The organism is Mesorhizobium sp. M0011 (assembly GCF_040324155.1).
GTDB lineage: Bacteria > Pseudomonadota > Alphaproteobacteria > Rhizobiales > Rhizobiaceae > Mesorhizobium.
This window is the reverse complement of the sequence record NZ_JAMYVQ010000010.1, coordinates 55,764-79,252: the sequence shown is the minus strand read 5'-3', so window position 1 is coordinate 79,252 and position 23,489 is coordinate 55,764. Positions and strand designations below refer to the sequence as shown.

22 protein-coding genes and 1 pseudogene are annotated in these 23,489 nt (G+C 63.0%); 13 read left to right on the top strand and 10 right to left on the bottom strand.

The features are described 5' to 3' along the window. Positions 1-14: 14 nt before the first annotated feature. A complete protein-coding gene (locus NKK51_RS13940; protein WP_352553384.1) occupies positions 15-1,070 on the top strand; it encodes a succinylglutamate desuccinylase/aspartoacylase family protein in 1,056 nt (351 codons plus the stop codon). Positions 1,071-1,343: 273 nt separating this feature from the next. Here the strand turns inward: NKK51_RS13940 and NKK51_RS13935 are convergent, their stop codons facing one another. Further along, entirely contained in the window at positions 1,344-2,114 is a 771-nt protein-coding gene (locus tag NKK51_RS13935) for an isocitrate lyase/PEP mutase family protein (RefSeq protein WP_023809880.1), read from the bottom strand. A 318-nt stretch (positions 2,115-2,432) separates the two neighbouring features. Between NKK51_RS13935 and NKK51_RS13930 the strand changes: the two genes are divergently transcribed. Both NKK51_RS13930 and NKK51_RS13925 read left to right on the top strand, forming a co-directional pair. Continuing rightward, entirely contained in the window at positions 2,433-4,622 is a 2,190-nt protein-coding gene (locus tag NKK51_RS13930; RefSeq protein ID WP_352553382.1) for an anthranilate synthase, read from the top strand. A 5-nt stretch (positions 4,623-4,627) separates the two neighbouring features. Further along, complete coding sequence (locus NKK51_RS13925) at positions 4,628-5,575, top strand: cation diffusion facilitator family transporter (protein ID WP_023809882.1); 948 nt, start codon at positions 4,628-4,630, stop codon at positions 5,573-5,575. Positions 5,576-5,581: 6 nt separating this feature from the next. On the opposite strand, the gene NKK51_RS13920 is transcribed toward NKK51_RS13925, so the two are convergent. The 3 genes from NKK51_RS13920 to NKK51_RS13910 all read right to left on the bottom strand — a co-directional run bounded on the left by NKK51_RS13920 (position 5,582) and on the right by NKK51_RS13910 (position 7,381). Then, positions 5,582-5,968, bottom strand: a complete 387-nt coding sequence (locus tag NKK51_RS13920; protein WP_352553380.1) for a type II toxin-antitoxin system VapC family toxin — start codon at positions 5,966-5,968, stop codon at positions 5,582-5,584. Then, positions 5,965-6,210 carry an antitoxin gene (locus tag NKK51_RS13915; protein WP_352553378.1) on the bottom strand — a complete coding sequence of 82 codons (246 nt, stop codon included), beginning with the start codon at positions 6,208-6,210 and terminating at the stop codon, positions 5,965-5,967. Before NKK51_RS13915 ends, NKK51_RS13920 begins: the two co-directional genes overlap by 4 nt. 67 nt (positions 6,211-6,277) lie before the next feature. Beyond that, positions 6,278-7,381, bottom strand: coding sequence for a hypothetical protein (locus tag NKK51_RS13910; RefSeq protein ID WP_352553376.1), 1,104 nt, complete (start codon positions 7,379-7,381; stop codon positions 6,278-6,280). Positions 7,382-7,483: 102 nt separating this feature from the next. Here NKK51_RS13910 and NKK51_RS13905 point away from each other — a divergent pair, with 102 nt between their 5' ends. From NKK51_RS13905 to NKK51_RS13885, 5 genes are all read left to right on the top strand, one after another. Then, positions 7,484-7,921 (top strand): DsrE family protein, encoded by a 438-nt coding sequence (locus NKK51_RS13905; RefSeq protein ID WP_352553374.1) that lies wholly within the window; start codon positions 7,484-7,486, stop codon positions 7,919-7,921. Between the two features lie 150 nt (positions 7,922-8,071). Next, positions 8,072-8,851: an SDR family NAD(P)-dependent oxidoreductase gene (locus tag NKK51_RS13900; RefSeq protein WP_352553373.1), complete on the top strand. Its 780-nt coding sequence runs from the start codon at positions 8,072-8,074 to the stop codon at positions 8,849-8,851. A 63-nt stretch (positions 8,852-8,914) separates the two neighbouring features. Continuing rightward, positions 8,915-9,223, top strand: a complete 309-nt coding sequence (locus tag NKK51_RS13895; protein WP_127290228.1) for a putative quinol monooxygenase — start codon at positions 8,915-8,917, stop codon at positions 9,221-9,223. A gap of 28 nt (positions 9,224-9,251) precedes the next feature. Further along, positions 9,252-9,533 carry a type II toxin-antitoxin system Phd/YefM family antitoxin gene (locus NKK51_RS13890; protein WP_352553371.1) on the top strand — a complete coding sequence of 94 codons (282 nt, stop codon included), beginning with the start codon at positions 9,252-9,254 and terminating at the stop codon, positions 9,531-9,533. A 53-nt stretch (positions 9,534-9,586) separates the two neighbouring features. After that, positions 9,587-10,690 (top strand): AbrB family transcriptional regulator, encoded by a 1,104-nt coding sequence (locus NKK51_RS13885; RefSeq protein ID WP_352553369.1) that lies wholly within the window; start codon positions 9,587-9,589, stop codon positions 10,688-10,690. 36 nt (positions 10,691-10,726) lie between these two features. On the opposite strand, the gene NKK51_RS13880 is transcribed toward NKK51_RS13885, so the two are convergent. The 3 genes from NKK51_RS13880 to NKK51_RS13870 all read right to left on the bottom strand — a co-directional run bounded on the left by NKK51_RS13880 (position 10,727) and on the right by NKK51_RS13870 (position 13,199). Continuing rightward, entirely contained in the window at positions 10,727-11,806 is a 1,080-nt protein-coding gene (locus tag NKK51_RS13880) for an SIP domain-containing protein (protein WP_352553367.1), read from the bottom strand. A 128-nt stretch (positions 11,807-11,934) separates the two neighbouring features. Next, positions 11,935-12,828, bottom strand: coding sequence for a LysR family transcriptional regulator (locus tag NKK51_RS13875; RefSeq protein WP_352553365.1), 894 nt, complete (start codon positions 12,826-12,828; stop codon positions 11,935-11,937). 131 nt (positions 12,829-12,959) lie between these two features. Next, complete coding sequence (locus tag NKK51_RS13870) at positions 12,960-13,199, bottom strand: hypothetical protein (RefSeq protein ID WP_352553506.1); 240 nt, start codon at positions 13,197-13,199, stop codon at positions 12,960-12,962. Between NKK51_RS13870 and NKK51_RS13865 the strand changes: the two are divergent. Beyond that, positions 13,084-14,477: pseudogene (locus tag NKK51_RS13865) on the top strand (MFS transporter). The gene NKK51_RS13870 and the pseudogene NKK51_RS13865 overlap by 116 nt on opposite strands. 23 nt (positions 14,478-14,500) lie before the next feature. On the opposite strand, the gene NKK51_RS13860 reads toward NKK51_RS13865, so the two are convergent. After that, complete coding sequence (locus NKK51_RS13860; protein WP_352553363.1) at positions 14,501-15,277, bottom strand: esterase family protein; 777 nt, start codon at positions 15,275-15,277, stop codon at positions 14,501-14,503. 4 nt (positions 15,278-15,281) lie between these two features. Then, positions 15,282-16,448, bottom strand: a complete 1,167-nt coding sequence (locus NKK51_RS13855; protein ID WP_352553361.1) for an ATP-grasp domain-containing protein — start codon at positions 16,446-16,448, stop codon at positions 15,282-15,284. 633 nt (positions 16,449-17,081) lie between these two features. Between NKK51_RS13855 and leuA the strand changes: the two genes are divergently transcribed. The 4 genes from leuA to NKK51_RS13835 all read left to right on the top strand — a co-directional run bounded on the left by leuA (position 17,082) and on the right by NKK51_RS13835 (position 22,531). Further along, the gene (leuA, locus tag NKK51_RS13850; protein WP_502902462.1) at positions 17,082-18,836 is read left to right on the top strand and encodes a 2-isopropylmalate synthase; all 1,755 of its coding nucleotides are present in this window, start codon (positions 17,082-17,084) and stop codon (positions 18,834-18,836) included. 184 nt (positions 18,837-19,020) lie between these two features. After that, on the top strand, positions 19,021-20,796 hold the full coding sequence (locus tag NKK51_RS13845) for a tetratricopeptide repeat protein (RefSeq protein WP_352553360.1): 1,776 nt from the start codon (positions 19,021-19,023) through the stop codon (positions 20,794-20,796). Positions 20,797-20,994: 198 nt separating this feature from the next. Next, the gene (locus tag NKK51_RS13840; RefSeq protein ID WP_352553358.1) at positions 20,995-21,798 is read left to right on the top strand and encodes an alpha/beta fold hydrolase; all 804 of its coding nucleotides are present in this window, start codon (positions 20,995-20,997) and stop codon (positions 21,796-21,798) included. Between the two features lie 115 nt (positions 21,799-21,913). Further along, positions 21,914-22,531: a hypothetical protein gene (locus tag NKK51_RS13835; protein WP_352553357.1), complete on the top strand. Its 618-nt coding sequence runs from the start codon at positions 21,914-21,916 to the stop codon at positions 22,529-22,531. On the opposite strand, the gene NKK51_RS13830 is transcribed toward NKK51_RS13835, so the two are convergent. Next, a complete protein-coding gene (locus NKK51_RS13830) occupies positions 22,515-23,444 on the bottom strand; it encodes a metallophosphoesterase family protein (protein WP_352553355.1) in 930 nt (309 codons plus the stop codon). The genes NKK51_RS13835 and NKK51_RS13830 overlap by 17 nt on opposite strands. Positions 23,445-23,489 lie beyond the last annotated feature (45 nt).

Here is a 23,489-nt window from a genome sequence, read left to right as displayed (position 1 = left end):
TGATGGAGGAAGTCATGCAGAAATCGATCGAGCGCATCGCCGGCGAAAGCGAAGGGGTTTGCTACGAATTCCCGCTGTTCCGCTTCACTGGTTCCGACAAGGCTGCTCCTTCGGCCTATCTGCAGGCGGCGCTCCATGCCGGTGAGTTGCCGGGCGTCGTCGCCATCGACGCGCTGATGCCGATGCTCGCCAGGGCGGAGGCCGAAGGCCGCATCAAGGGCAACCTCACCGTCGTGCCCTGGGCCAACCCTGTCGGCCGGGCGCAATATCATTTCGGCGAGCATCAGGGCCGCTTCCATCTCGGCACGCGCACCAATTTCAACCGCGGCTTTCCGCTGCTCGCCGCGCCCGACACAGCCCTCTTGCCCGACACCACCCTTGGCAGCGTCGACCAGCGGCTGAAGACGCGGCTGGTGCAGCTGTCGTTCGGCCATGACATCGTGCTCGACCTGCACTGCGATGACGAGGGCCTCGCCTATCTCTACGTCCACACCAGCCTGTGGCCTGATATGGCCGATTGCGCCGCGGCCATGGGCGTCGACGCAGTCGTGCTGTGGAGCGAGGACACCGACGGCACCTTCGAGGGCGCCTCGATCATGCCCTACCAGAATGTCCCAGCTGATGTAGCCAAGCTCGACCGCCGCGTCGCCACCACGGTCGAATATCGCGGCATCCTCGATGTCGACGGCGCCTTGGCCGCCTCTGACGCCGACGGGCTCTACCGGCTGCTGACGGCACGCGGCGTGATCGCCGATAGCGCCCTGCCCGCGCCGGGTCCTTTCACCGGCTTCGTGGCGCCATTGGAAAACATCGACATGATGCCGGCGCCACGGGCCGGTGCCGTGCTCTACGACGTGAAACCCGGCGACCGCGTCGCCAAGGGCGCGCGCCTAGCCACCATCGTCCATGCACCGGGTGAAACCGATGGCCGCACCGAAGTGTTTGCGCCGCAGGATGGCATCATCCTGACCCGCCGCTCGCGCCGCATCATCCGCGCCGGCGAGGATCTGTTGAAGCTGGTCGGCGACAGGAAGAGCGCCGACGCCCGGTCGGGGACGCTGGAAGATTGAGAAAGCTTTGCCTCGTAGTTTGCCGAAGCACTCCATAGCTTCGTCATTCTAGGGCGAAGCAAGGAGCGAAGCGACGCGGCGCAGACCCTAGAATCCATGCCGCGACTTCAAAGCGTCGCTACGTTCAGAATTCTGTTCCGCTGCGCCCTTCAACTGAGGTCGCGGCATGGATCCTCGGGTCTCCGCGACGTCGCTTCGCTCCTGCTCCGCCCGTGGATGACGAAGTTGCGAGGCTTCGGCCAATCCCAAACCCGTTGCATGCAGCATCACCGCCTAGCCCGAAATAGCCAGCCGCGCCTTCGCCTCCAGCCATTCGGCCATCTGCCGGTAAGGCACCGGGCCGTGACTGATGCGGGCGACACCCAGTTCCGCCAGCCGCTGGCGCGGCGGCACATGCGCCAGCGCGATGATGTTGACCGGCAACGCGATTGCCTTGCAGAGTGTCTCGATCAGGCCCTCATCGCCAAGGCCCGGCGCAAAGAAGCCGTGCGCGCCAGCTTTTTCGAAGGCCTGTGCGCGCTCTATGGCCTGGTCGAGCAGGGCGTCATCATGCGCATCCGGTTTCGCCTTGAGGAAGATGTCGGTTCGAGCGTTGATGAACGCCGGTATCCCGGAAGCCTTGACGGCCGCCGCCGCGGCTTCGATGCGTTTTACCTGAACAGCGATGTCGTGCAGGCCGCTGCCACCGACAACCTGGTCTTCGAAATTGAACCCAACAGCGCCGGCCCGCAGTGCCGACGTTACCGTGCGAGCAACAATTTCCGGGTCGACGCCGTAACCACCCTCGAGGTCCATGGTCACCGGCAGGTCGACCGCAGTGACGATGCGCTTGATGTTGTCGAGCGCCAGCTCCAGCGGGATTTTCTCGCCATCGGCATAGCCGAAGGCGGCCGCCACCGGCCAGCTTCCGGTGGCGATCGCCTTGGCGCCCGCTTTCTCGACGATCTTGGCCGAACCCGGATCCCAGACGTTGTAGAGAACGATCGGGTTTCCCTTGACGTGGAGGGAATGGAACGTCCGCGCACGCTCGATCTGCTCGGTCATGATTGTTTTCTCGTCTTCCTGCTGTTGATGAACATTCTAAGCGCCATAGCCGGTTCTGGCGATGTACCATGAGGCGCAGAAGCGACAGCCACCGGACAGGCTTTTCAAACCTGTTGCGTATCCTCCCTTTCGCAGCTATGGATTTTGCCATGAACATGCGTTCGATCAAGACCATTTGGTGGTGGGCCTGCTGACAGCGGCCTGTTCGAACACGTGCGCGTGAAAAGAGAGGGTGGCCGCAACGGAAAGTCCGGGCGGCCATTTGTTTTTTCCAAGCCATTCCCGGGTCCGTTGCCCAAGAAGCTGATGGAGACGGCAATGACGATGAAGGTTCTGGAAAACGGCGCGGAAAGTTTCGTGACCGCGGGTGGCATAACCATCACGCGCGCGCGCCACGACCGGCCCTATGCAGGTGCGATTGACGCCTATGTCGACGGCCTGAATTCGCGCCGCGGTGCGGTGTTTTCCTCCAATTATGAATATCCCGGCCGCTACACGCGCTGGGACACCGCCATCATCGATCCGCCGCTGGTCGTCTCGGCGCGCGGCCGTGCCATGCGCATCGAGGCGCTGAACGGCCGTGGCGAGACGCTGTTGCCGGTCATCGGCAAGACGCTGGGCGACCTCGCCGACGTCACCATCGCCGAGACGTCGGAGAAACTGATCCGCCTCGACGTCGCCAAGCCCGGCCGTGTCTTCACTGAAGAGGAGCGCAGCCGCGTGCCTTCGGTATTTACGGTCCTGCGCGCCATCACCGCTCTGTTCAAGACCGAGGAAGACGCCAACCTCGGCCTCTACGGCGCCTTCGGCTACGACCTCGCCTTCCAATTCGACCCGGTCGACTACAAGCTCGAGCGCAAGCCAAGCCAGCGCGATCTGGTGCTTTTCCTGCCCGACGAGATCCTGGTCGTCGACCACTATTCGGCCAAGGCCTGGACCGACCGCTACGACTATGCCGGCGACGGGTTTTCAACCGAAGGGCTGCCGCGCGACGAAATCGCCGAGCCGTTCAAGAGCCCCGACCGCATCCCGCCGCGCGGCGACCATGAACCCGGCGAATACGCCGATCTGGTGCGCAAGGCGATGGATTCGTTCAAGCGCGGCGACCTGTTCGAGGTCGTGCCCGGCCAGATGTTCTACGAGCGCTGCGAGACGCAGCCATCCGAGATTTCGCGCAAGCTGAAGGCAATCAACCCCTCGCCCTATTCCTTCTTCATTAATCTGGGTGAAGGCGAATACCTGATCGGCGCCTCGCCCGAAATGTTCGTTCGCGTCAACGGCCGCCGCGTCGAGACCTGCCCGATCTCGGGCACCATCAAGCGCGGCGACGATGCCATTTCGGACTCCGAGCAGATCCTGAAACTGCTCAACTCGAAGAAGGACGAATCCGAGCTGACCATGTGCTCGGACGTCGACCGCAACGACAAATCGCGGGTCTGCGAGCCGGGTTCGGTGCGCGTCATCGGCCGCCGGCAGATCGAGATGTATTCGCGCCTGATCCACACCGTCGACCACATCGAAGGCCGGCTGCGCGAAGGCATGGATGCCTTCGATGCCTTCCTGTCGCATGCCTGGGCGGTCACCGTGACCGGCGCGCCGAAATTGTGGGCCATGCGCTTCATCGAGCAGAACGAGAAAAGCCCGCGCGCCTGGTATGGCGGCGCGATCGGCATGGTCAATTTCAACGGCGACATGAACACCGGCCTCACCCTGCGCACCATCCGTATCAAGGACGGCATTGCCGAAGTGCGCGCCGGCGCCACATTGCTGTTCGACAGCATTCCCGAGGAAGAAGAAGCCGAAACCGAACTGAAGGCATCCGCCATGCTCTCCGCCATTCGCGACGCCAAGACAGCCAATTCCGCCAGCACCGAGCGAACCACCGCGCGCGTCGGCGACGGCGTCAACATCCTGCTCGTCGACCACGAGGACTCGTTCGTTCACACGCTGGCCAATTACTTCCGCCAGACCGGCGCCAATGTCTCGACCGTCCGCTCGCCGGTGCCGGAGGAAGTCTTCGACCGGCTGAAGCCCGACCTCGTCGTGCTGTCGCCCGGCCCCGGCACGCCGAAAGATTTCGACTGCGCCGCCACCATCAAGAAGGCGCGCGCCCGCGACCTGCCGATCTTCGGCGTCTGCCTTGGCCTGCAGGCGCTGGCCGAGGCCTATGGCGGCGAACTCAGGCAGCTGCATGTGCCGATGCACGGCAAGCCGTCGCGCATCCGCGTTTCCAAGCCGGGCATCATCTTCTCCGGCCTGCCCAAGGAAGTCACCGTCGGCCGCTACCATTCGATCTTCGCCGATCCGGTTCGCCTGCCCGACGATTTCATCGTCACGGCCGAAACCGAGGACGGTGTCATCATGGCCTTCGAACACCGCAAGGAGCCGATCGCCGCGGTACAGTTCCACCCGGAATCGATCATGACGCTCGGCCACAATGCCGGCATGCGCATCATCGAGAACATCGTCGCCCACCTGCCCCGCAAGGCCAAGGAAAAGGCCGCCTGACGATCATGGCCGAAGCCGAGAACACGATGGCGATCGCGGCCAAGGCGGCCGCGAAGCGCAAAATCGCCAATCTCGCCTTCTGGTCGATTATCGTCGCTTTTGTCGTGCTCGCGCTGAAGGCTGCCGCCTGGTACGTCACCGGCTCCGTGGCGCTCTACTCGGACGCCTTGGAATCGATCGTCAACGTCATTGCCTCGGTTGCAGCCTTCTGGGCGATCCAGGTCAGCCACAAGCCGGCCGACCAGGACCACCCTTTCGGCCATCACAAGGCCGAGTATTTCTCGGCGGTGCTGGAAGGCGTGCTGATCGTGCTCGCCGCCCTTTTGATCCTCAACGAGGTCTGGCGCCACTGGCAGACCCCGGCACCGCTCGAACAGCCCTGGGAAGGTCTTGCCGTCAACGGCGTCGCTACAGTCATCAACGCCTTCTGGGCCTGGACGTTGATCCGCGCCGGCAGGGCGGAGAAGTCACCGGCGCTGGTTGCCGACGGCAACCACATCATGACCGACGTGGTCACCTCGATCGGCGTCTTCGGCGGCCTGGTCGGAGCGATCCTGACCGGCTGGCAGATTCTCGACCCGGCACTTGCCGTCCTCGTGGCGCTGAACATCCTGTGGCAGGGCTGGCACGTCATCGGTTCGTCGATGAACGGCCTGATGGACCGCGCCGTCGACACCCAGGAACACATGCGCATCCGCGACGTCATCTCGGCCAATTGCAAGGGCGCGCTGGAGGTGCACGACCTCAAGACGCGCATCGCCGGCCGCGCCACCTTCATCGAGTTTCATCTGGTCGTCGATGCCGACATGTCGGTCGGCGCCAGCCATGTCATCTGCGACCGGATAGAGGACGCGCTGAAGGCCGAAATCCCCTCGGTGCGCGTCACCATCCATGTCGAGCCCGACGACGAGGCCAAGCTCCCCAAGGGCACGACGGCCGTGCCGTTTGCGTGAGGCGATTTACCAGGTCTCGATTGAGAGATCTTTGATCCGTTCGAATTCCCGGACATTACGGGTCATCAGCGAAAGGTTCCGAGCGCGCGCCTGCCCACCAATCAACGCATCGTAGGGACCGATCGGAGTTCCCAACGTCGCAAGCGTTGCCCGAATCTCTCCAGCGTGTCTCGCATCTTCTCGGTCGAATTCCAGCACCGGGAACTGCAGAGCTTCGATGCGCGCCAGATTTTCAGCCCGACGCTGGCTCTTTTCAGCACCGTAGTACAGTTCGTGCGCGACGATCGCAGAGAGGGCAAAGTCCAGCGGCCTGTGCCGCTTCAGCAGCGCCAACAGACCCGCGTCGCCCTTGATGACCGCGATGACGGCGTTGGTGTCGAGCAGGTAGATCACTTGAAAACATCATCCAAGGCAGGTCGATCCTGCCCGTCTTGATGTTCCAGTGCTGCCTCGGCGAAATCGTTATCAATCGGCCCGATCACCTGATCCAGCCATGCCCAATCCTGCGCTAGCGGCTCGAGGATGACGGTTTGTCCGTGACGGCGGATCGAAACCTCGTCTGTTTCGAAACGAAATTCCTTGGGCAGACGCACAGCTTGTGACCGGCCCGACCAGAACACTTTTGCCTTGTCCATTATGCTATCCTCAAAATGAGATATAGCAAAGATATATCTCTTCATGGCGTCATAGACAAGGGTGAGTTCAAGGCGCGCAGGCCGATTGCGGCATTGGCTGCAGCCGATAGACCTTGTCGTCGGATTTCGTCTTGCCGTCGGCGGCCTTCGAACACAGGTCGACGATCGCGAGTGCACTGTTGGGATTGGCCAGCATCATCGTGCCATCGGCACCACGCTTGAGGAAAATCTCCTTCTGCGCGATGTCGCAGGAGAAATCACTCATCTTCGAACTGGCCGCGCAGCGCCACTGGTCGGCTTCGGCCTGGCAGGAATAGGTCTGCGTGACTTTGGCCGATTTCTGCCGTGTGGTGACGGTAACGGCAATGTCGGCGCCATCAGGCCAGTTGGCTGCGTCGCCCCCTGAAGCAAACGACGCCAGTTCGACCGGGCCGCGGAAAACCCGGATCGACTTGGTGAGCTGATCGGAGTGCGAGCCGAGATGCGCTGCATCATAGTCGCGCCCATAGCAGAATGCCTGGTCCGGCTTCAGACGCTCGCGCAGCGGCGGGCCTAGCGCCGGGTCGACCGGATCGATGCGCGCGAACTCCGCCTTGCAGGTCGCCGCTGGGATCGGGTCGAGGCGAAAATTGTCGTCATCCTTGCCGAGCGCCTGCCTGTGATATTCCGCTGCGCTAAGCTCCTCTTCCGATCCGGCATCGAGATAGATGTCGGGCTGCAGATCCGAGAGGAACAGCCGGCCCTTGTCGTCGACCTTCAGCGACGCAAGCGTCCGGTCGCATTCCATGCCGCAATGGACCGGGCCTGTCTTGCCGTTCTCGGACGCATGATTGCACCAGCCACCGGCCCATTCCGGCGACTTGGCGCCGCGCACGGTGGTGGCGATGAAAGCATTGTAGGACGTGTCGGAATTCGCGGTCGGTTCCTCGTTCGGCCGGCTGACTGGATCATGGCCGTAGTAGAAGAAGATCCGGGCCACCTTCTGCTTCGGGTGCGCCTTGAGATGCCCCGCATCATAGACGCGGCCGAAACAGGCATCAGCGCCGTTCGGACTGAGTTCGGTGAGCTTCAGCGCATAGTCGGCGGAGGCCGGTCCGGCAAGCAAGCCAAGCAGCGCCGCGCCAAACCCGGCGCCGGCGACTGTCTTCCATTCCCCTGCCCTGAACGCCATGTGATCTCTCCTCCGCATCGACAGGACGCAACGTCAATTTATGCTAGTATTGCGGCCGCAGCCACGCAATTCGCGGCGGCCCGCCAAGCGAAGGAGGATGCCATGCGTCGGCGCGACATATTCCGCGCGGTTCTTGCCGGAACCGGAACGCTTCTCGGTTTGCGGGCAGCACAGGCAGCCGCCACCGAGCCCACAAGGCAAAAAGTCGCCTACCACTTGAGCGACACCGACAAGGTCAATTTCGTGCTCGGCAACATCAAGAACCACTATGAGGGCACCGGCGGCAATGTCGACATCGTGCTGGTCGTGCATGGTCCGGCCTTGGCCAGCTTCAAGTCGAAGGGAATATCGGCCGCTATTTCCGGGCGCTTCGCCGGCCTGGTGCGGCAGGGGCTGGAATCCCATGCTTGCGCCAACACCATGCAAGGCATGGATATTTCGCTCCCCGACCTGCTCGCCGGGTTTCATGCCGCCGACAAGGGCGGCGTCGTCAAACTCGCAGAACTGCAAGGCCAAGGTTACGCCTATCTGCACCCGTAGAGCGGTTTGCTTGGCGCAAATTCCCCAAGGGAAAGCGCTACTCCTTTTCCCGGGAAACCGTTTCACACGTTTCCTTGAATTGCTCAAAGGCTTGAACACCGGGGTGGCAAGGGCCTACGAAGGACAGGCAGACGTCCCGGAGGAAGAACCGTGCCAGCCACCACACTCAGCATACCCGATCTTGCCGGCAAGGCAGTGCTGGTCACCGGTGCGTCGACCGGCATCGGAGCGGCGCTCGCGCTGGCCTATGCAGCGCAGAAATGCAAGGTGGCGCTGCACTACAATTCGAGTCAAGACGCCGCCGAGAAGCTCGGCCTGACGATTGCCGACAAGGGCGGCGAGGTGTTTCTCGTTCAGGGCGATTTCTCCGTTGCCGCCGATGTCGAGCGCGTCGTCGAGGATAGCGCGCAATATTTCGGCCGCCTCGACGGGCTGGTCAACAATGCCGGCGGCATGCTTGGCCGCGTGCCCTATGCCGAGCAGACCGAGGCGCATTACGACGCGGTCATGGATCTCAACGCGCGTTCGGTGCTGACCGCCTCGCGCAAGGCGATCCCATGGCTGAAGAAACAGGGCGGCTTCATCGTCAACACCTCGTCGATCGCCGCCCGCAATGGTGCCGGCGGCGGCGCCGGGCTCTACGGCTCGGCCAAGGCCTTCGTCTCCAATGTGACGCGCGGCATGGCCAAGGAGCTGATCGGCTTCGGCATCCGCGTCAACGCGGTGGCGCCCGGCACAATTCTCACCCCGTTCCACGAGCGCTATTCGACCGACGAGCAGATGAAGGGCATGGTCGCCACCATTCCGCAGGGACGCGCCGGCACGGCGCAGGATTGCGTCGGCGCCTATCTGTTCCTCTCTTCCGATCTTCTCAGCGGCTACATCACCGGCCAGGTGATCGAGGTGAATGGCGGCCAGTTGATGCCTTGAGCGGCTATCGGCATACTGGCGGTCTGCACGCTCTTGTCGAAAACCTCAAAGGGAGACAACGGAATGTACGGACTGATCGGCAAGATGCGGGCGGCGCGCGGCCAGCGTGACGCGGTCATCGACCTCCTGCGCGCCAGCACCGGCGCCCTGCCGGGTTGCCTGAACTACATCATCGCCCGCGACCCCGCGGATGCCGATGCGATCTGGGTCACCGAAGTGTGGACCGACGCCGAAAGCCACAAGGCCTCGCTGCAGCTTCCCGAAGTCCAGGCGGCGATCGCCAAGGCGCGGCCGTTCATCGCCGGCTTCGAATTCCAGGTCGAAACCCACCCTGTCGGCGGCTTCGGCCTGGCCGACGGCAAGACGGGGTGAGTTCGATGCCAACTTTGAGGAGCAACCTTTGACGCAGACAGTAAACATTCGCGATGCGAAAGCCCATCTGTCGCGCCTTGTGAGACGTGCAGCCCAAGGCGAGTCGTTTGTTATTGCCAAAGCCGGCAAGCCGTTGGCCAGAATCGTGCCGATCGAACAACCGGCTCTGCAGGCGCGACGGGTCGGTTTTATGGCCGGCCAGTTTTCCGTCCCCGACGATTTCGACCGCATGGTCGCAATGAGATCGAGCAACGGTTCGACGCCGGCTTATGAAACCTGTTACTCGACACCTGGACGGGTGAAACAATAGTTTTCTATGAACCGCGGTTCGCATTTTTCGCCCTGCGGGTCTAAGAGCGAAACATGGATTCCTCGGCCGAGCAGCCCTCCCCGGACCTGCCCACACTCGAGCGCATGGCGCGGATGCGCAAGCTCTGGCAGTGGCTTGCCCTGCTGGTTGTTTCTCTCCTGTTTGCCGGCGCGCTGGAACTCGCCACCCTGCCGGCGGCGTTGCTGATCGGGCCGATGCTGGCGGCCATCGTCGCCGGCACCAATGGCGCCACGGTGCGTGTGCCGCGCCTTCTGTTCGGCGCCGCCCAGGCGATCGTCGGCTGCCTCGTCGCCAGCTCGATCTCGGCCGACATCTTTCCAGTCTTCTACCGGGAATGGCCGCTGTTTCTCGGTGTCGTGGTGGCCACCGTCACGGCCTCCAGCCTGCTCGGTTGGCTGATCAGCCGCTGGCGCATCCTGCCCGGCACCACCGCCGTCTGGGGTTCGTCGCCGGGCGCGGCCACCGCCATGGTGCTGATGGCCGGTGCGTTCGGCGCCGACCAGCGTCTCGTCGCCTTCATGCAATATCTGCGCGTCATCTTCGTCTCGATGACGGCAGCACTCGTTGCCAAGATGTGGGTCGACACATCGGGCGTCGAAATCCCCGCCATCACCTGGTTCCCGCCGATCGACGCCCAAGCCTTCGCCGCCACCATCGGCATCGCGTTTATCGGCGGCTTGGCGGGAAAGCTGTGCCGGCTGCCTTCTCCCTACTTCCTCGGCACCTTCATCTTCGGCGGCGTCATCCATCTCGGCCTGGGCGTTGAGATGCAATTGCCGCCCTGGCTGCTGGCATTCAGTTACGCTATGGTCGGCTGGTCGATCGGGTTGAATTTCACCAGGGCGATCCTGCGCCATGCAACGCGCGCGCTGCCGCAGATCATCGCCTCGATCGTGGCGCTGATCGCCTTTTGCGGCGGCCTTGCCTTCATGATCAGCCATCTCCTGGGCATCGATCCGCTGACCGCCTATCTGGCGACCAGCCCTGGCGGCATGGACAGCATCGCCATCATCGCCGCCGCAGCGCAGAACGTCGACATCTCCTTCGTCATGGCGCTGCAGTCGGCGCGCTTCCTGATCGTGCTGCTGGTCGGCCCGAGCGTCGCGCGACTGGTGGCGAGAAGCGTCAGGCAATAGGCAAAACCGACGCCGGAGACGGTCATAAGCCGCGGATTATTCCTCGCCGCCCTCGCCCACGCTGTGCGCGTCCCGGCGCCAGTAGGCGGTGACCAGGTGCCGGTCGCGCGACAGGTTCCACTGCTTGCGCACGATCTTGCGGATCTCCCGGAAATCGCCGAATTCGCATCCGGCCCAGACATAAAGACCGTCGGCAAGCGCCATGTGGCTGCGCTCCCGCAAGGCGGCTGGCAACAGGCCGGCGGTGCCGGCCTCTCGGCCGTGCCGGTAGAGCCAGGTGATATCGACATTGTCCCCTTGCGCCAGCGCGATCCGGTCATCCGGGCCATCGACCTCGATCAGTGCCTCGGCGCGGGTTGACGCCGGCAAATGCTCCAAAATCCGGCCGATGGCTGGCAGTGCGGTGTCGTCGCCGAGCAGAAGCAAGGTCTGCGCCACCGGGGCGTCGCCGCCACCGGGTCCGATCATGCCGATCACGTCTCCTGCCTGTGCGCTTTGCGCGAAGGCGGCGGCGGGCGTCTCCTGGCCTGGATGCAACACGAAATCGACGTCGAGCCAACCGCTTGCGGCGTCCACCGCCCGGATCGTGTAGACCCGCACGGCAAGCGCATCGTCGCCAGAAGGCCAGACGATCAAGCCGTCAGCGCCCATCGTCGGCCAAACCAGCCGGCGGCCAGGCGGCGGCAGCAGCAGCCGCATGTGCAGGCCGCCATGGCTAAATCGGCCGAGATCCTTGCCGGCGAAGCGCAGGCGCTGCATGTGCGCCGATATCCGCGTTGACGACATCACCGCGATCTCGCGGAAGAAGACCGGCGTGCCGGCGTCAACGCCGTCGCCTTGCCAATGAATGCCCTTGGTCGTGCCGAGATGTTCGGCGACATGGCCGGCGACCGTCATCTTCATGTAGGACAGGCAGGTTTCGTCTGTCGCCGCGACCCGGATCAGCACGCTTTCATCATCAAGCGTAGCGCTCAACGAGCCGTAGTAGAGGCGGAGCTCCCACTGGTCGGCAACGCCAGTGTCAATCTCGAATTCGCTGTGCTCTGCGCGCAGCCGGTCCATCACCGATCTGATCGCCGCGTCGCTGATCCGGGTTTGCGCGCTCAGTTGGTCCATCGCTCAAGTCCTTCGAAACAGTTCGGGGCAAGGCCCCGCGCGGCACCCTCACCGTCAGCGGCATGCCACAGCCGCTCCGATGTTTCCACAGAAACATGAGAAATAATCATATTTATTCGATGAGTTGGCTATGAACCGCTTGTCGCAGCTAGTCGCTCGGGAAGGAAATCGACGAACACGCGCACCTTCGGCGACAGATGGCGATTGGAGGGCCACAGCATCCGGAACTGCCCGCGGCCATCAACATGATCGTCGAGGACGGTGCGCAGCCTGTCTTCGTGCAGCGCCTCGCGGATCAGGAAATTCGGCATGCAGGCGATGCCGAGGCCGGCGAGTGTGGCGCCCTTCAACGCTTCCATGTTGTTGCAGGTCAGCATCGAGCGGATCTGCGGTTGGGCGCTTCCGGTAATGAACGGCCACTCCAGCAGCCTGCCGCTGTTGAGGAAGCGGAAGTTTATGCCGAAATGCCTGATGAGATCAGCCGGCTCGCCGGGTGTGCCATGGCGGTCGAGGTAGGAGGGCGCCGCGCACAACAGCATGCGAAAGGGCGCAACGGGCCTGGACACCAAGCGTGAATCGGGCAGCTCGCCGCTTCGGATCGCGACATCGATGCCCTCGTCGATGACGTCGACGATCCGGTCGTTGAAATCGATGTCGAGCTCTATCTCCGGATAGCGGGCCATGAACTCGGACAGCACCGGCAGCAGCAAATGATAGGTGACGATCGGAGTGGATATGCGCAGCCGCCCACGCGGTGTTTCCCGTGTCCGCGACAGCATCGCCTCGGCATCGCCGATGTCGTCGAGGATGCGGCGCACCCGCTCGTTGAACAGCTTGCCCTCTTCCGTCAGGCCAATGCGCCGCGTGCTGCGCTGCAGCAGCCGCACGCCGAGCTCCTGTTCGAGCCGCGCGACGCTCTTGCCGACGGCGGAAGCCGAGATGCCGAGCGCCCGCCCTGCAGCGACGAAACTGCCGAATTCGGCGGTGCGGGCGAAGGCCAGGAGCCCGTTGAGACGATCCATCGTGTCATTCCATTCGAGCGTTTCAGTCCGATATACGAGGAGATATAACACCATTCTTCCTGAAATGCCGACGACCTATCTTGTCGTTACGACCGGCTCCGCAAACGCGCGGCCGACCGGCGAGTGCTGTTTCAGATAGGGAAATCCATGACTTCTAGGACCACAACCGGCTCTGCCGAGAGATGGCTCGTGCTCTTGTCCGTGTGCCTTGCCGCGATGACGATGCCCTTGACCTTCACCGGTCCGGCCGTCGCTCTGTCGCACATCGCGGCGGATCTCGGCGGCAGTCCGATCGAGCTCAACTGGGTGACCAACGCCTTTATGCTGACCTTCGGCGCCACCCTGATGGCGTCGGGCGCTCTGGCCGACAATCACGGCCGCAAGCGCCTCTTCCTCGTCGGCCTCTCCCTCTATGTCCTGGCGTCGCTGGGCGCGATGCTGGCGCCGGACATCATCTGGTTCGACATTTTACGGGCCGTGCAGGGGATCGGCAGTGCGGCCGCCTTCGCTGGCGGCGCCTCGGCACTCGCCCAGGAATTCGAAGGGCCATTGCGGCTGCGCGCCTTCAGCTTCCTCGGCACCAGTTTCGGCATCGGCCTCGCCTTCGGCCCGATCGCGTCGGGCCTGCTCATCTCTGCATTCGGCTGGCGGTCGATCTTTCTTCTGGTTGCAGCACTCGCGATTGCCGCCGCCATGCTCGGCCTGCGCACCATCAGGGAATCGCGAAACCCGGATGCGACTGGCCTCGACTGGGCGGGACCTATGGCGTGCTCCAGGCCCCGCAGAGCGGCTGGGCCGATCCCCTTGTCGTCACCCTTCTGGCCGCTTCTGTCATCTGTTTTGTCGCCTTCGTCTTTGTCGAGCGGCGCGCACAACGGCCGATGCTTGACCTCACGCTGTTTGCCTATCCCCGCTTCGTCGGCGTCCAGTTTCTGGCTGCGGCACCCGCTTACGCCTTCGTCGTCCTGCTCGTCCTGTTGCCGATCCGCTTCATCGGCATCGAGGACATGAGCGAGATCAAGGCCGGGCAATTGATGATCTGCCTATCAGGCCCGCTGCTGATCCTGCCGATGCTAGCCGGACAGCTGGCGCGCTGGATCGCGCCGGCCACGATCTGCGGCGTAGGCCTGCTTGTTGCTGCCGCCGGGCTTGTCTGGCTGAGCCTGACACCACCGGTCGATAGTGCGCTGGTGGCGCCGCTGATGCTGATCGGCGTCGGCATCGCCCTGCCCTGGGGATTGATGGACGGGCTTGCCGTCAGTGTCGTGCCGAGAGAGCGCGCCGGCATGGCGGTCGGCATCTTCAACACCACCCGCGTCGCCTGCGAGGGTGTGGCGCTGGCGATCGTCATGGCGACCCTTTCCGGCTTTACCGCCGCGCAGCTCGCCTCACAAGGAATGGCATCTTCGACGGAGGCAGCGGCGGCAGCCCAGCTGCTGGTGACCGGCAATCTCGGCGAAGCAGCACAACATCTGCCCCAGGCCGGAGCCATCGTTCTGGTCCAGGCCTACGAGACGGCGTTCGACAGGCTGCTGATCGTGCTGGCGGCAATCACCGTCATGACCGCCATCGTCGTCTTCCTTGGCCTGCGTCGCGGATCGGCTTCAGGTGAAAGTGTCGACGTCCAGGCAGTGCCGCAGGAAGGGTAGCAGTCAGCGGACGGCCCCCGCTATCAATCGAGCCTGTGCATCAGGTCCTCATCCAGCCAGCGGCCGAAGAAATAGACCAGTTGCTTGTGCCACCACGGCCAGTCGTGGCTGACATCGCCACCCCAATAATCGACCCAGGCGGGAATGGACTTGTCGCGCAGGATTTGTTCCAACCTGCGCGTCTCGACCAGCATCCGCTCTTCCCATGCGCCCTGCCCGCAGCAGAAGATCAGCCTGAGCGCCTTCAGCCGGGTCAGCAGTTTGGGATCGACGATGCCGGGCAGATAGTCCAGCGGCGAGTTGTAGAAAATGTCGCCCTCGAGCGCTTTGCCGAAGAAGTCGCGCGCCGAATAGACGCCCGACAGCGCGATGACGCCGCTGGCAAGTTCGGGAAAGCGGAAGACGAAGTTCGACGAGTGATAGCCGCCCATCGAACAGCCCGAGAACAGCGGCTTCAGCTTGCGGCCGCCATTGGCCTGCTCGGCTGCGGACAGGAACTCCGGCAGCGCCTCCTCGCGCACATAGCGGAAATAGGCTTCGTGGCGGGCGATGCGATGGGCCGCGTCGGCATGCTTGTCGAAGAAGGATTCCAAATCGACGCCGTCGACCGTGTACAGCTGGATGCGGCCGGTGTCGATGAATTCGGCCAGCGCGCCCACCCCGCCGGAATCCTCGAACTGGTAGAACCGGCCCTGCGAGGTCGGAAACACCACCACCGGCCGGCCGGCATGGCCGTAGCGCTTGTATTCCATGTCGCGGCCGAGCTGGCTCGAGAAATTCTTGTGATAGGAAATGTCCATCGCCTCACGCCTCTTCCGCGTGGATATAGGCGACTGCCTGATGCAGCGCTGCTTCGTCTTTCGAGCGCATCTGATAGGCGTAATTTCCCATGGCGCGGCTGAAAACCTCTTCGATGGCCTGATGGTGGACGATCTTGTCGCGGTGCGCGGCTAGCACGTCCTCATGGCTGTGCAAATAGTGGAGGCGTCGCTTGCGACTGGCATAGGCGGTGAAGTATTTGCCCTCGTAAGGGCCGCCGGCGGCATCTCTGACCACCATATCGGCCCATGCCGCATAGACGTCGACGTCGAACGTATAGTTGATCGCATCGGTCATCCAGGCGCCGGGCGGACGCATGTTGACCTCCAGCGCGATGACCCGGTCGTCCTTGGTCTCGAACAGCTCAATGTGGAAGAAGCGTTCGCGCACGTCGAACGCCTTCAGTATCTTGCGGCCGGCCTCCTCGATCGCCGGTCTAACCTTGGGAAAGCAGGTGTAGCTCATGTGGCGGTCCTTGTTGACCACCTCCATGATGCTCTGGTCATAGCGATGGCTGGCCGCCAGCACCACCTCGCCGTCGCGGTTGACCAGCCCGTCATAAGTCACCACCAGTCCCTCGATGAACTGCTCCATGACGAAGGTCACGTCCTCGGGCTTGTCCCGGAAGAACTGGTCGAGCTCCTTGGCGTTGGAGATCTTGAAGGTGTTCGATGCGCCGGAACCGCTGTCGGGCTTGACCACCACCGGATAGCCGACGCGCCGGATGAAAGTCATGGCCCCGGCACGGTCGGAGCATTTGCGCTGCGCGATGGTGTCGACGCCACTCTTGCGGAAGAAGGCTCGCATGCGGCTCTTGCGCTTCAGATTCTTCACGAAATCGAGCTTGGTGCCGTAGATGTTGAAGTCGGAGCGGATGTTGGCTTCCAGCTCCAGCCAATGTTCATTGAGCGATTCGAAACGGTCGATGCGGCCCCATTTGTGGATGAAATGCCCCATCGCCCGGAACACCGGATCGTAGTCTTCCATGTCGGCGACACGGTAATATTCCGAAAGCGCCGCCTTCAGCTTGGCGTCGAGTGCGTCATAGGGTGCGTCGCCGATGCCGAGCACCCTGGCTCCGGCCTTCTTCAAACGGTCGCAGAAATCCGCGCCGTTGGCGGGAAAATGCGGCGAGAAGAACACGAAATTCATGGACAACCCCATCGCAACCCGTCGATGCCCAGTCTGGCGCATTTGCAGCGCCTGGGGAAGGGCACGTGCGGTGGGGACAATATCCAGCAAGATCCGGCCAGCAATGCCAAGGCACCGAACTCGGGTTCCCTCGCAGCCTTCGGCGCGTTGGCTGACGGAGCATCAAACGAAAAACCCGCCTGTGCGGCGGGTCACCGGCGCAGATCAGCACCATGGACGAATATGTACCATAGCTGAGGTCACCGAGTCAAGAAAAAATTCCTATCGTGGAAAGCTGCCGGCACAAAAGCTGCCAACACTGCCGAACTCACTGTCATCAGCATTACCCGCAATGCGGCCCCACTTGCCTCCCACAAGCCGCTCCTATATGAGATCAGCCATGAACACGCGCGCCACCAACGCTTCCCGTCCGACCGGTTTTTCCGGCGAGACCGTGCGCGCGCTGGCTTCGACCCTGCTTCTTCTCGGCCTTATCGGCGATCGCCGGGTTCGCTGAAGGAGCGCCCGGCGGTCGAACCGCCGCGCAAGCGCATGCTCCTTGGCAATCACATCAAGCGAACGAAATTCTGGTAAGGCGCCGCTCGCCATCAATCCACCTGAGGGTGGATCCATGAGCCGCCGGGAGAAAAGACGATGAACGCACGAGAAGAGATCCGTTCCGATGCCGCGGTAGCCGGCAAGGATGCGGAACGAAGCATCCAGAACAAGGGCATGTCCGACGCAGCCCGCAAATATCAGCCCTATCCGACCGTCGGCCTCACCGACCGCACATGGCCCTCGAAGGTCATCGACAAGGCGCCGATCTGGTGCTCGGTCGACCTGCGCGACGGCAACCAGGCGCTGATCGATCCGATGGGCCATGAGCGCAAGGCACGCATGTTCGGCCTGCTGCTCGACATGGGCTTCAAGGAGATCGAGATCGGTTTCCCGTCGGCATCGCAGACCGATTTCGACTTTGCCCGCTGGTGCATCGAGGAAGGCAACGTGCCCGCCGATGTCTCGCTGCAGGTGCTGGTGCAGTGCCGGCCGGAGCTGATCACCCGCACCTTCGAGGCGCTGAAGGGTGCCACCAACCCGATCGTCCATTTCTACAATTCGACCAGCGAGCTGCAGCGTCGCGTCGTCTTCGAAAAGGACGTCGGCGGCATCAAGCGGATCGCCACCGACGCCGCCAAGATGATCACCGACATGGCGGCCAAGGCCGGCGGAGGCTTTCGTTTCGAGTATTCGCCGGAGAGCTTTACCGGCACCGAACTCGAAGTGGCGCTGGAGATCTGCAACGCCGTCACCGAGATCGTCAGGCCGACGGCGGACAACAAGCTGATCGTCAACTTGCCCTCGACTGTCGAGATGTCGACCCCCAACATCTATGCCGACCGTATCGAGTGGATGTGCCGCAACCTCGACAACCGGGAGAACCTGCTGGTCTCGCTGCATCCGCACAATGACCGCGGCACCGGCATCGCCACCACCGAACTCGGCCTGATGGCCGGCGCCGACCGTGTCGAAGGCACGCTGTTTGGCAATGGCGAGCGCACCGGCAATGTCGACATCGTCACGCTGGCGCTGAACATGTACACGCAAGGTGTCGATCCGTTGATCGACTGCTCCGACATCAACCGGATGAAGGACGTCTACGAATATTCGAACCAGTTGAAGATCCCCGAGCGCCACCCCTATGTCGGCGAACTCGTCTACACCGCCTTTTCCGGCTCGCATCAGGATGCCATCAACAAGGGCATGAAGGCGCTGAAGAAGGCCAATACGAGCCTGTGGGAAGTGCCGTATCTGCCGATCGATCCGGCTGATGTCGGGCGCAGCTACGAAGCCATCATCCGCATCAACTCGCAGTCCGGCAAGGGCGGCATCGCCTATGTGCTGCAGGCCGATTACGGCCTCAACCTGCCGCGCAATCTGCAGATCGAATTTAGCCAGGAAATCCAGGCGATCACCGACGCCGAGGGCAAGGAAGTGCCGGCCAGGCGTATCTACGAGCGCTTTCTCGAGACCTATGTCGACCAGCCTGCCGCGCGGCTGAAATTCCTCGATCACCACACCTACCCCAGCACCGAAATCAGGGGCCGGCGCGTGGTCGAGGCGGTCATCCTCGACAACGGCAAGGAAGTGACGATTACAGGCACGGGCACCGGTCCGATCGACGGCTTCGTCGATGCGCTGTCGCGCCATCTCGGCGTCGAGATGGCGGTGCTCGACTATTCCGAGCACTCGTTGCAGCGTGGCTCGAACGCCTCGGCCATTTCCTATGTCGAGATGGAATATCCCGGCGGCAAGCTGTTCGGCGCCGGCATCAACACCAACATCGTCGCTGCCTCGCTGGAAGCGGTGATGTCTGCCGCGAACCGTATCGTCGGTAAAAAAGCCGGCTGACGCCCGACGGGAACAAAGATCGGAACCTTCCCAACCTGGTGAACGGTTCCGATCTTTCGGGCCATTAACCACCGCGGAATTATCCGGTGGGTACGTGATCGCATAACGGGGTGTATACTTGTGTGGTGGTGCGGGACCTATATGATCGCGCCTCAACCTGTGCCGACTTCGAGAGGATCGACACTTGCAGCATGCCACGCCTGCCGCCCCCGCAGTGCGCGAGACACTGGAGCGACTGCTTGCCAGCCAAACGTTCGGACGATCCGAACGCGCGCGCAAGCTGCTGCGTTATCTTGTCGAACGTGAACAGGCCGGCGAAGCCGACAGGCTCAAGGGCTTCTCCATCGCCATGGATGTTTTCGGCAAGGACGGCGATTTCGATCCGTCCACCGATGCCGTGGTGCGGGTGCAGGCAGGCAGGCTGCGCGAGCTTCTGCAGCACTATTTTGCCAATGAGGGCGTTGCCGAGCCGGTCCGCATCGCCATTCCGCGCGGCGGCTATGTTCCTGCCTATGAATTGAACGCGATCCGCCTGCCGGATATTGCCGAGGCTGTTCCCGAACTCAGGCTGGACGGCGTCGTATCCGCCGATCGGTCCAACGAAGCCGGCACGGGCATGCTGGACGCGATGTCTCTGGCTTCCGTACCGATTTCGCCTGCCCCCTCGGTGGCGCGCCATCTCCGCTTTTTCTGGATGGCGATCGCCTTGGTCATCGCCATGCTGGGCGTACTGATCCTTCGCCAGGGCAGCACTGCCTTGCTGGCAGGCGGCGACATCTCGGCAACGCCGGAGATCGCTGGCGCAAGCGCAAGCGTCACGGCATCGGCAAGGGCTGACGCCCTTCCGCAAGTCTATATCGGACTCAAGGCTGACGGCCCCGACGCCAGCCGTGTCGCCGCATCGCTGCGCGCCGGCCTGAGTGGCTTCGATACGATCGACTTCATCGGCCGCGACACCGTCGGCGATCCGGCCGACGACGCTGCGAGCTTCATATTCGACGTCCTGCCGGGACCGGACTCGGGCGACATCACGATCGAACTGCAAAGCATGGCGTCCGGACGGGTGCTTCTATCGCGCAATCTCACCCCCGCCGACAGCGCACCTGCCGCGGTCGAAGACCGTATCGCCGACATGCTGAGCTCGGCACTCCCCGCCTCCGGCACCATCTACAACTATATCGAGCAGACCGGCACGCCAAACGGCCTGACGCAATGTCTGCTGCTCAACGGCAAATATTATCTCGACCAGAACGCCAGGACCCATGAGGCAGCCTACCGTTGCCTCGAGAGGCTGGCCAATGGTGGAACCAAGTCCTCGCTCGTCTATTCGGAACTTGCTTCCCTGCATCTCGAGGCGGTGTCCGATCATTACGCCTATCCGCCCAATGCGACGATTGAGACAGCCGTCGAGTTTGCCCATCGCGGCGTGCAGATGGGTCCGACCAGCCCTTATGCCCATCGCTCCTACGGCTATGTCAGTTCGCGCCTCGGCAATACGGACGAAGCGATCCGCTGGATGCGCAAGGCCTATGAACTCAACCCCTACGACCTCGGCATGGCCGCCGCTTACGGCTACGGGCTGATCTTTGCCGGGCGATATGCCGAGGGAACGCCGATCCTCGATCATGCGGCGGAGACCTTCAGCGGGCACCCGACATGGTGGGATTATGGGCTGTTCGTCGGTGAGCTCATGCTCGGCGACATGAACAAGGCAGTCGCGGCCAGCATGGCACTGAGAACGACGGCAACGAAATCACACTATCTGGCGGCACGGCTGGTCGGCGCCAAGGCAGCCGGACAGGACCACCTGGTGAGCACGCTGCTGAAACAGCTGACCACCGAGTTCCCCAAATTTGCCGCCGATCCGCGGGCGACTTTCGTCGAGCGGAAATATCCGGCCGACCTGACCGACCGGCTGGTCCAGGCACTCCGCGCTGCCGGGCTCGGCAGCCCAAGCTGACACCATCGACGTCCGCGCACTGGCTGCGCCGCGTCCCGATGGATTTCCTGCGCTCCGATCGCCGATTGCCGATTGGTGGCCAAGTTCTGTACACAACCGTACAAATCGCAAAAATTTTACTGGTCATCACGTTGGACTAGGAGCAATTCAGCCATCATTGGTGTCGCGCATTCTGCAATAACAAAAAAATCAGCTTTCATGACCGCATCACTTTTTGCCGCCGAAGAGGGTGTTGGCTCGAAGGCCATCGTCCTGCTGCACGGTTTCGGCGGCTGCCATGATGTATGGCGCGAGGTGATTTCCGCCCTGACGCCTTCCACGCATACGCTGGCCTATGATCTGCCTGGGTATGGGATGTCGCTCGATTTTCCCGCCGCCGGTCCGGCCAGGGTGGCGGCCAAGGCGGTTCTGGCCGATCTCTCTGAGCGTCGCCTGAAGCGCGTTCATCTCGTGGGCCACTCGATGGGCGGTGCCGTGGCGGCGCTGATGGCGCTGGCCGAGCCCGAAAAGATAGCCTCGCTGACGCTTCTGGCGCCGGGCGGCCTTGGCCCCGAAATCAATGGACCGCTATTGCGCCGCTATGCCGAAGCCTCGGATCGGTCCGAGATCCGCTCCTGCCTCGCCGTCATGTCGGGACCTTCAGCCCCGCCACTCGAACATATGGTGGACACCCTTTGGGAAATGCGCAGGCGATCCGGCCAACTCGAAAAGCTGGTCGAGATCGCAGCCGCCATGACCGTGGACGGTCGGCAAGGCGTCATCCCGCACGATCGCCTCGATGGACTGAACATGCCAGTGATGGTGGCATGGGGAACCAACGATGCGGTGCTGCCCTTTACCCAGGCGGATGACCTGCCGGCGCATTTTCACGTGCACCACGTGCTGGAGGCCGGCCATATGCTGGCTGAGGAAGCCCCCGGCCTTGTTGCCGAGATCATTCGCCGCAACACCAATCGTCGCGCCAGGCCACATCGCCAGAAATTCGCCGCAGCAGCCAGCTGACCTTTTTCGCGCACGACAACCTTCCTGGGCACCCCGGGGGCCGTCGATCTCGCCAGTGCATTTTGCCGGCGGCTGTGTTAACCCGGTGTTAACCAAACCCACGAGGCAGACGCCGATGAAGGAAGCAGGCGAGAAGACCATCGACCAGTCGAGGAAACTGTCCGATGCCATCCGTGATGTGAAAAATGCCTTCGCCGACCGCGACGACGTCGTCGTCGACATGCGCGAAGCGCATCGCATGCGTCTCGATCTGCTTGCCGCCGAGTTGGCGCCGGTTTTTGCCGATGTTCCGGCCGACATGGACAATTTCGACTTTGTCGTCTCGTCCGGCTTGCAGCCGCGCCTGTGGATCGACGCCATCAGCCATGTCGCCATGGGGCGCGACCGCCGGACCTATCGCTTCCTCAAGGACACCCGTATCGGCCGGGTGGTGCTTGCCGAATCCACCGAGATGAAGCCGGTTGCCGATTCCGTGACACGCTATGTCGCCGAGCGCATTGTCGAGCGTCAGAGGATGCTGGAAGGCGGCGTCGAACCGGCCGTCGCCGGCATGAAACGTGCCTATGTGCCGGAAGCCGAACCGCCGCTGCGCGCGACGGCGCGCGGCAAACGCTGGTCGGCCTTTCTGTCCGGGCTTGGCCTTGTGGCTGCCGGTGCCCTGGTCGGTCTTCTCGTGTCCATCGTCCTGTTCTGGGACCGCATCGTCGCCATGGTAGTCAGCTTGCGGCCATAGCGGCGCCAGTCACGGCACCGAGTTCCAGCGTCTGCAGATCGGATGGCGGCATGGACGGCCCGGTCAGGCCGCGCCGCGTCAGCCGGATCCGCCAATTGCCCGTCTCGCCGTCAATGTCGAACAGATTGTACTGCGCCGCCGGGTTCTTGCCGCCCGGCGCCTGGCCGGCGGCGGCGACGCCGACCGCCGGAATCCTGACGCCGCGACCGCCGATGAAGAACAGCGACGGCAGATGTGAATGGCCGTGCAGGACAAGGTCGGCGCCGTGGCGGCGAATGATCTTGTTGAAGCGGGCAATGCCGAACAGCCGCTTGTGCTGCGGGACCGCGCCGCGCACCGGCGGATGATGGATGATGATGGCGCGGAACAGCCCCTGTCCGGCGGTATCCCCGAGGATTTTGCCGAGCCGCTTCGCTTGGCCTTCCATGAAGAAACCATTGGCCATGAAGGGTGCCGTGGCGCGCGCTGTCGAGACACCGATCAGCGCGACGTTGCCGCGCACGCGCAGATAGGGAAATGCGTTACGATCGACCGGCGTGTTGACGCCGTCGCCGCTCATCCACGCCGCCCAGGATCGGCAGACCTTGTCGAAGGCGCCTGGCACATAGGCGTCGTGGTTGCCCGGAACGACCGAAACATCATGCGCCGGCCCCAGCGTCTCCAACCAGTGCCTGGCCATCTCGATCTCGCCGTCGAGCGCCAGATTGACCAGGTCGCCGGTGACGGCGAGGTGGTCAGGCGTGTTCGCCTTGATGTCGGCGACGATCGTGTCAATCACCGCATCATGCATATGGCGGCGGCGGTTGCGCTGCCAGTTGACATAGCCGAGCACGCGCTTGGAGGCGAGATCGCGATAGGATACATCGGGGAGCGGCCCCAGATGGACATCGGAAATATGCGCGAGCCTGAACATACAACCTTCATAGGCGACCCGCGCGCGGCTTTCCACCCACGGTTT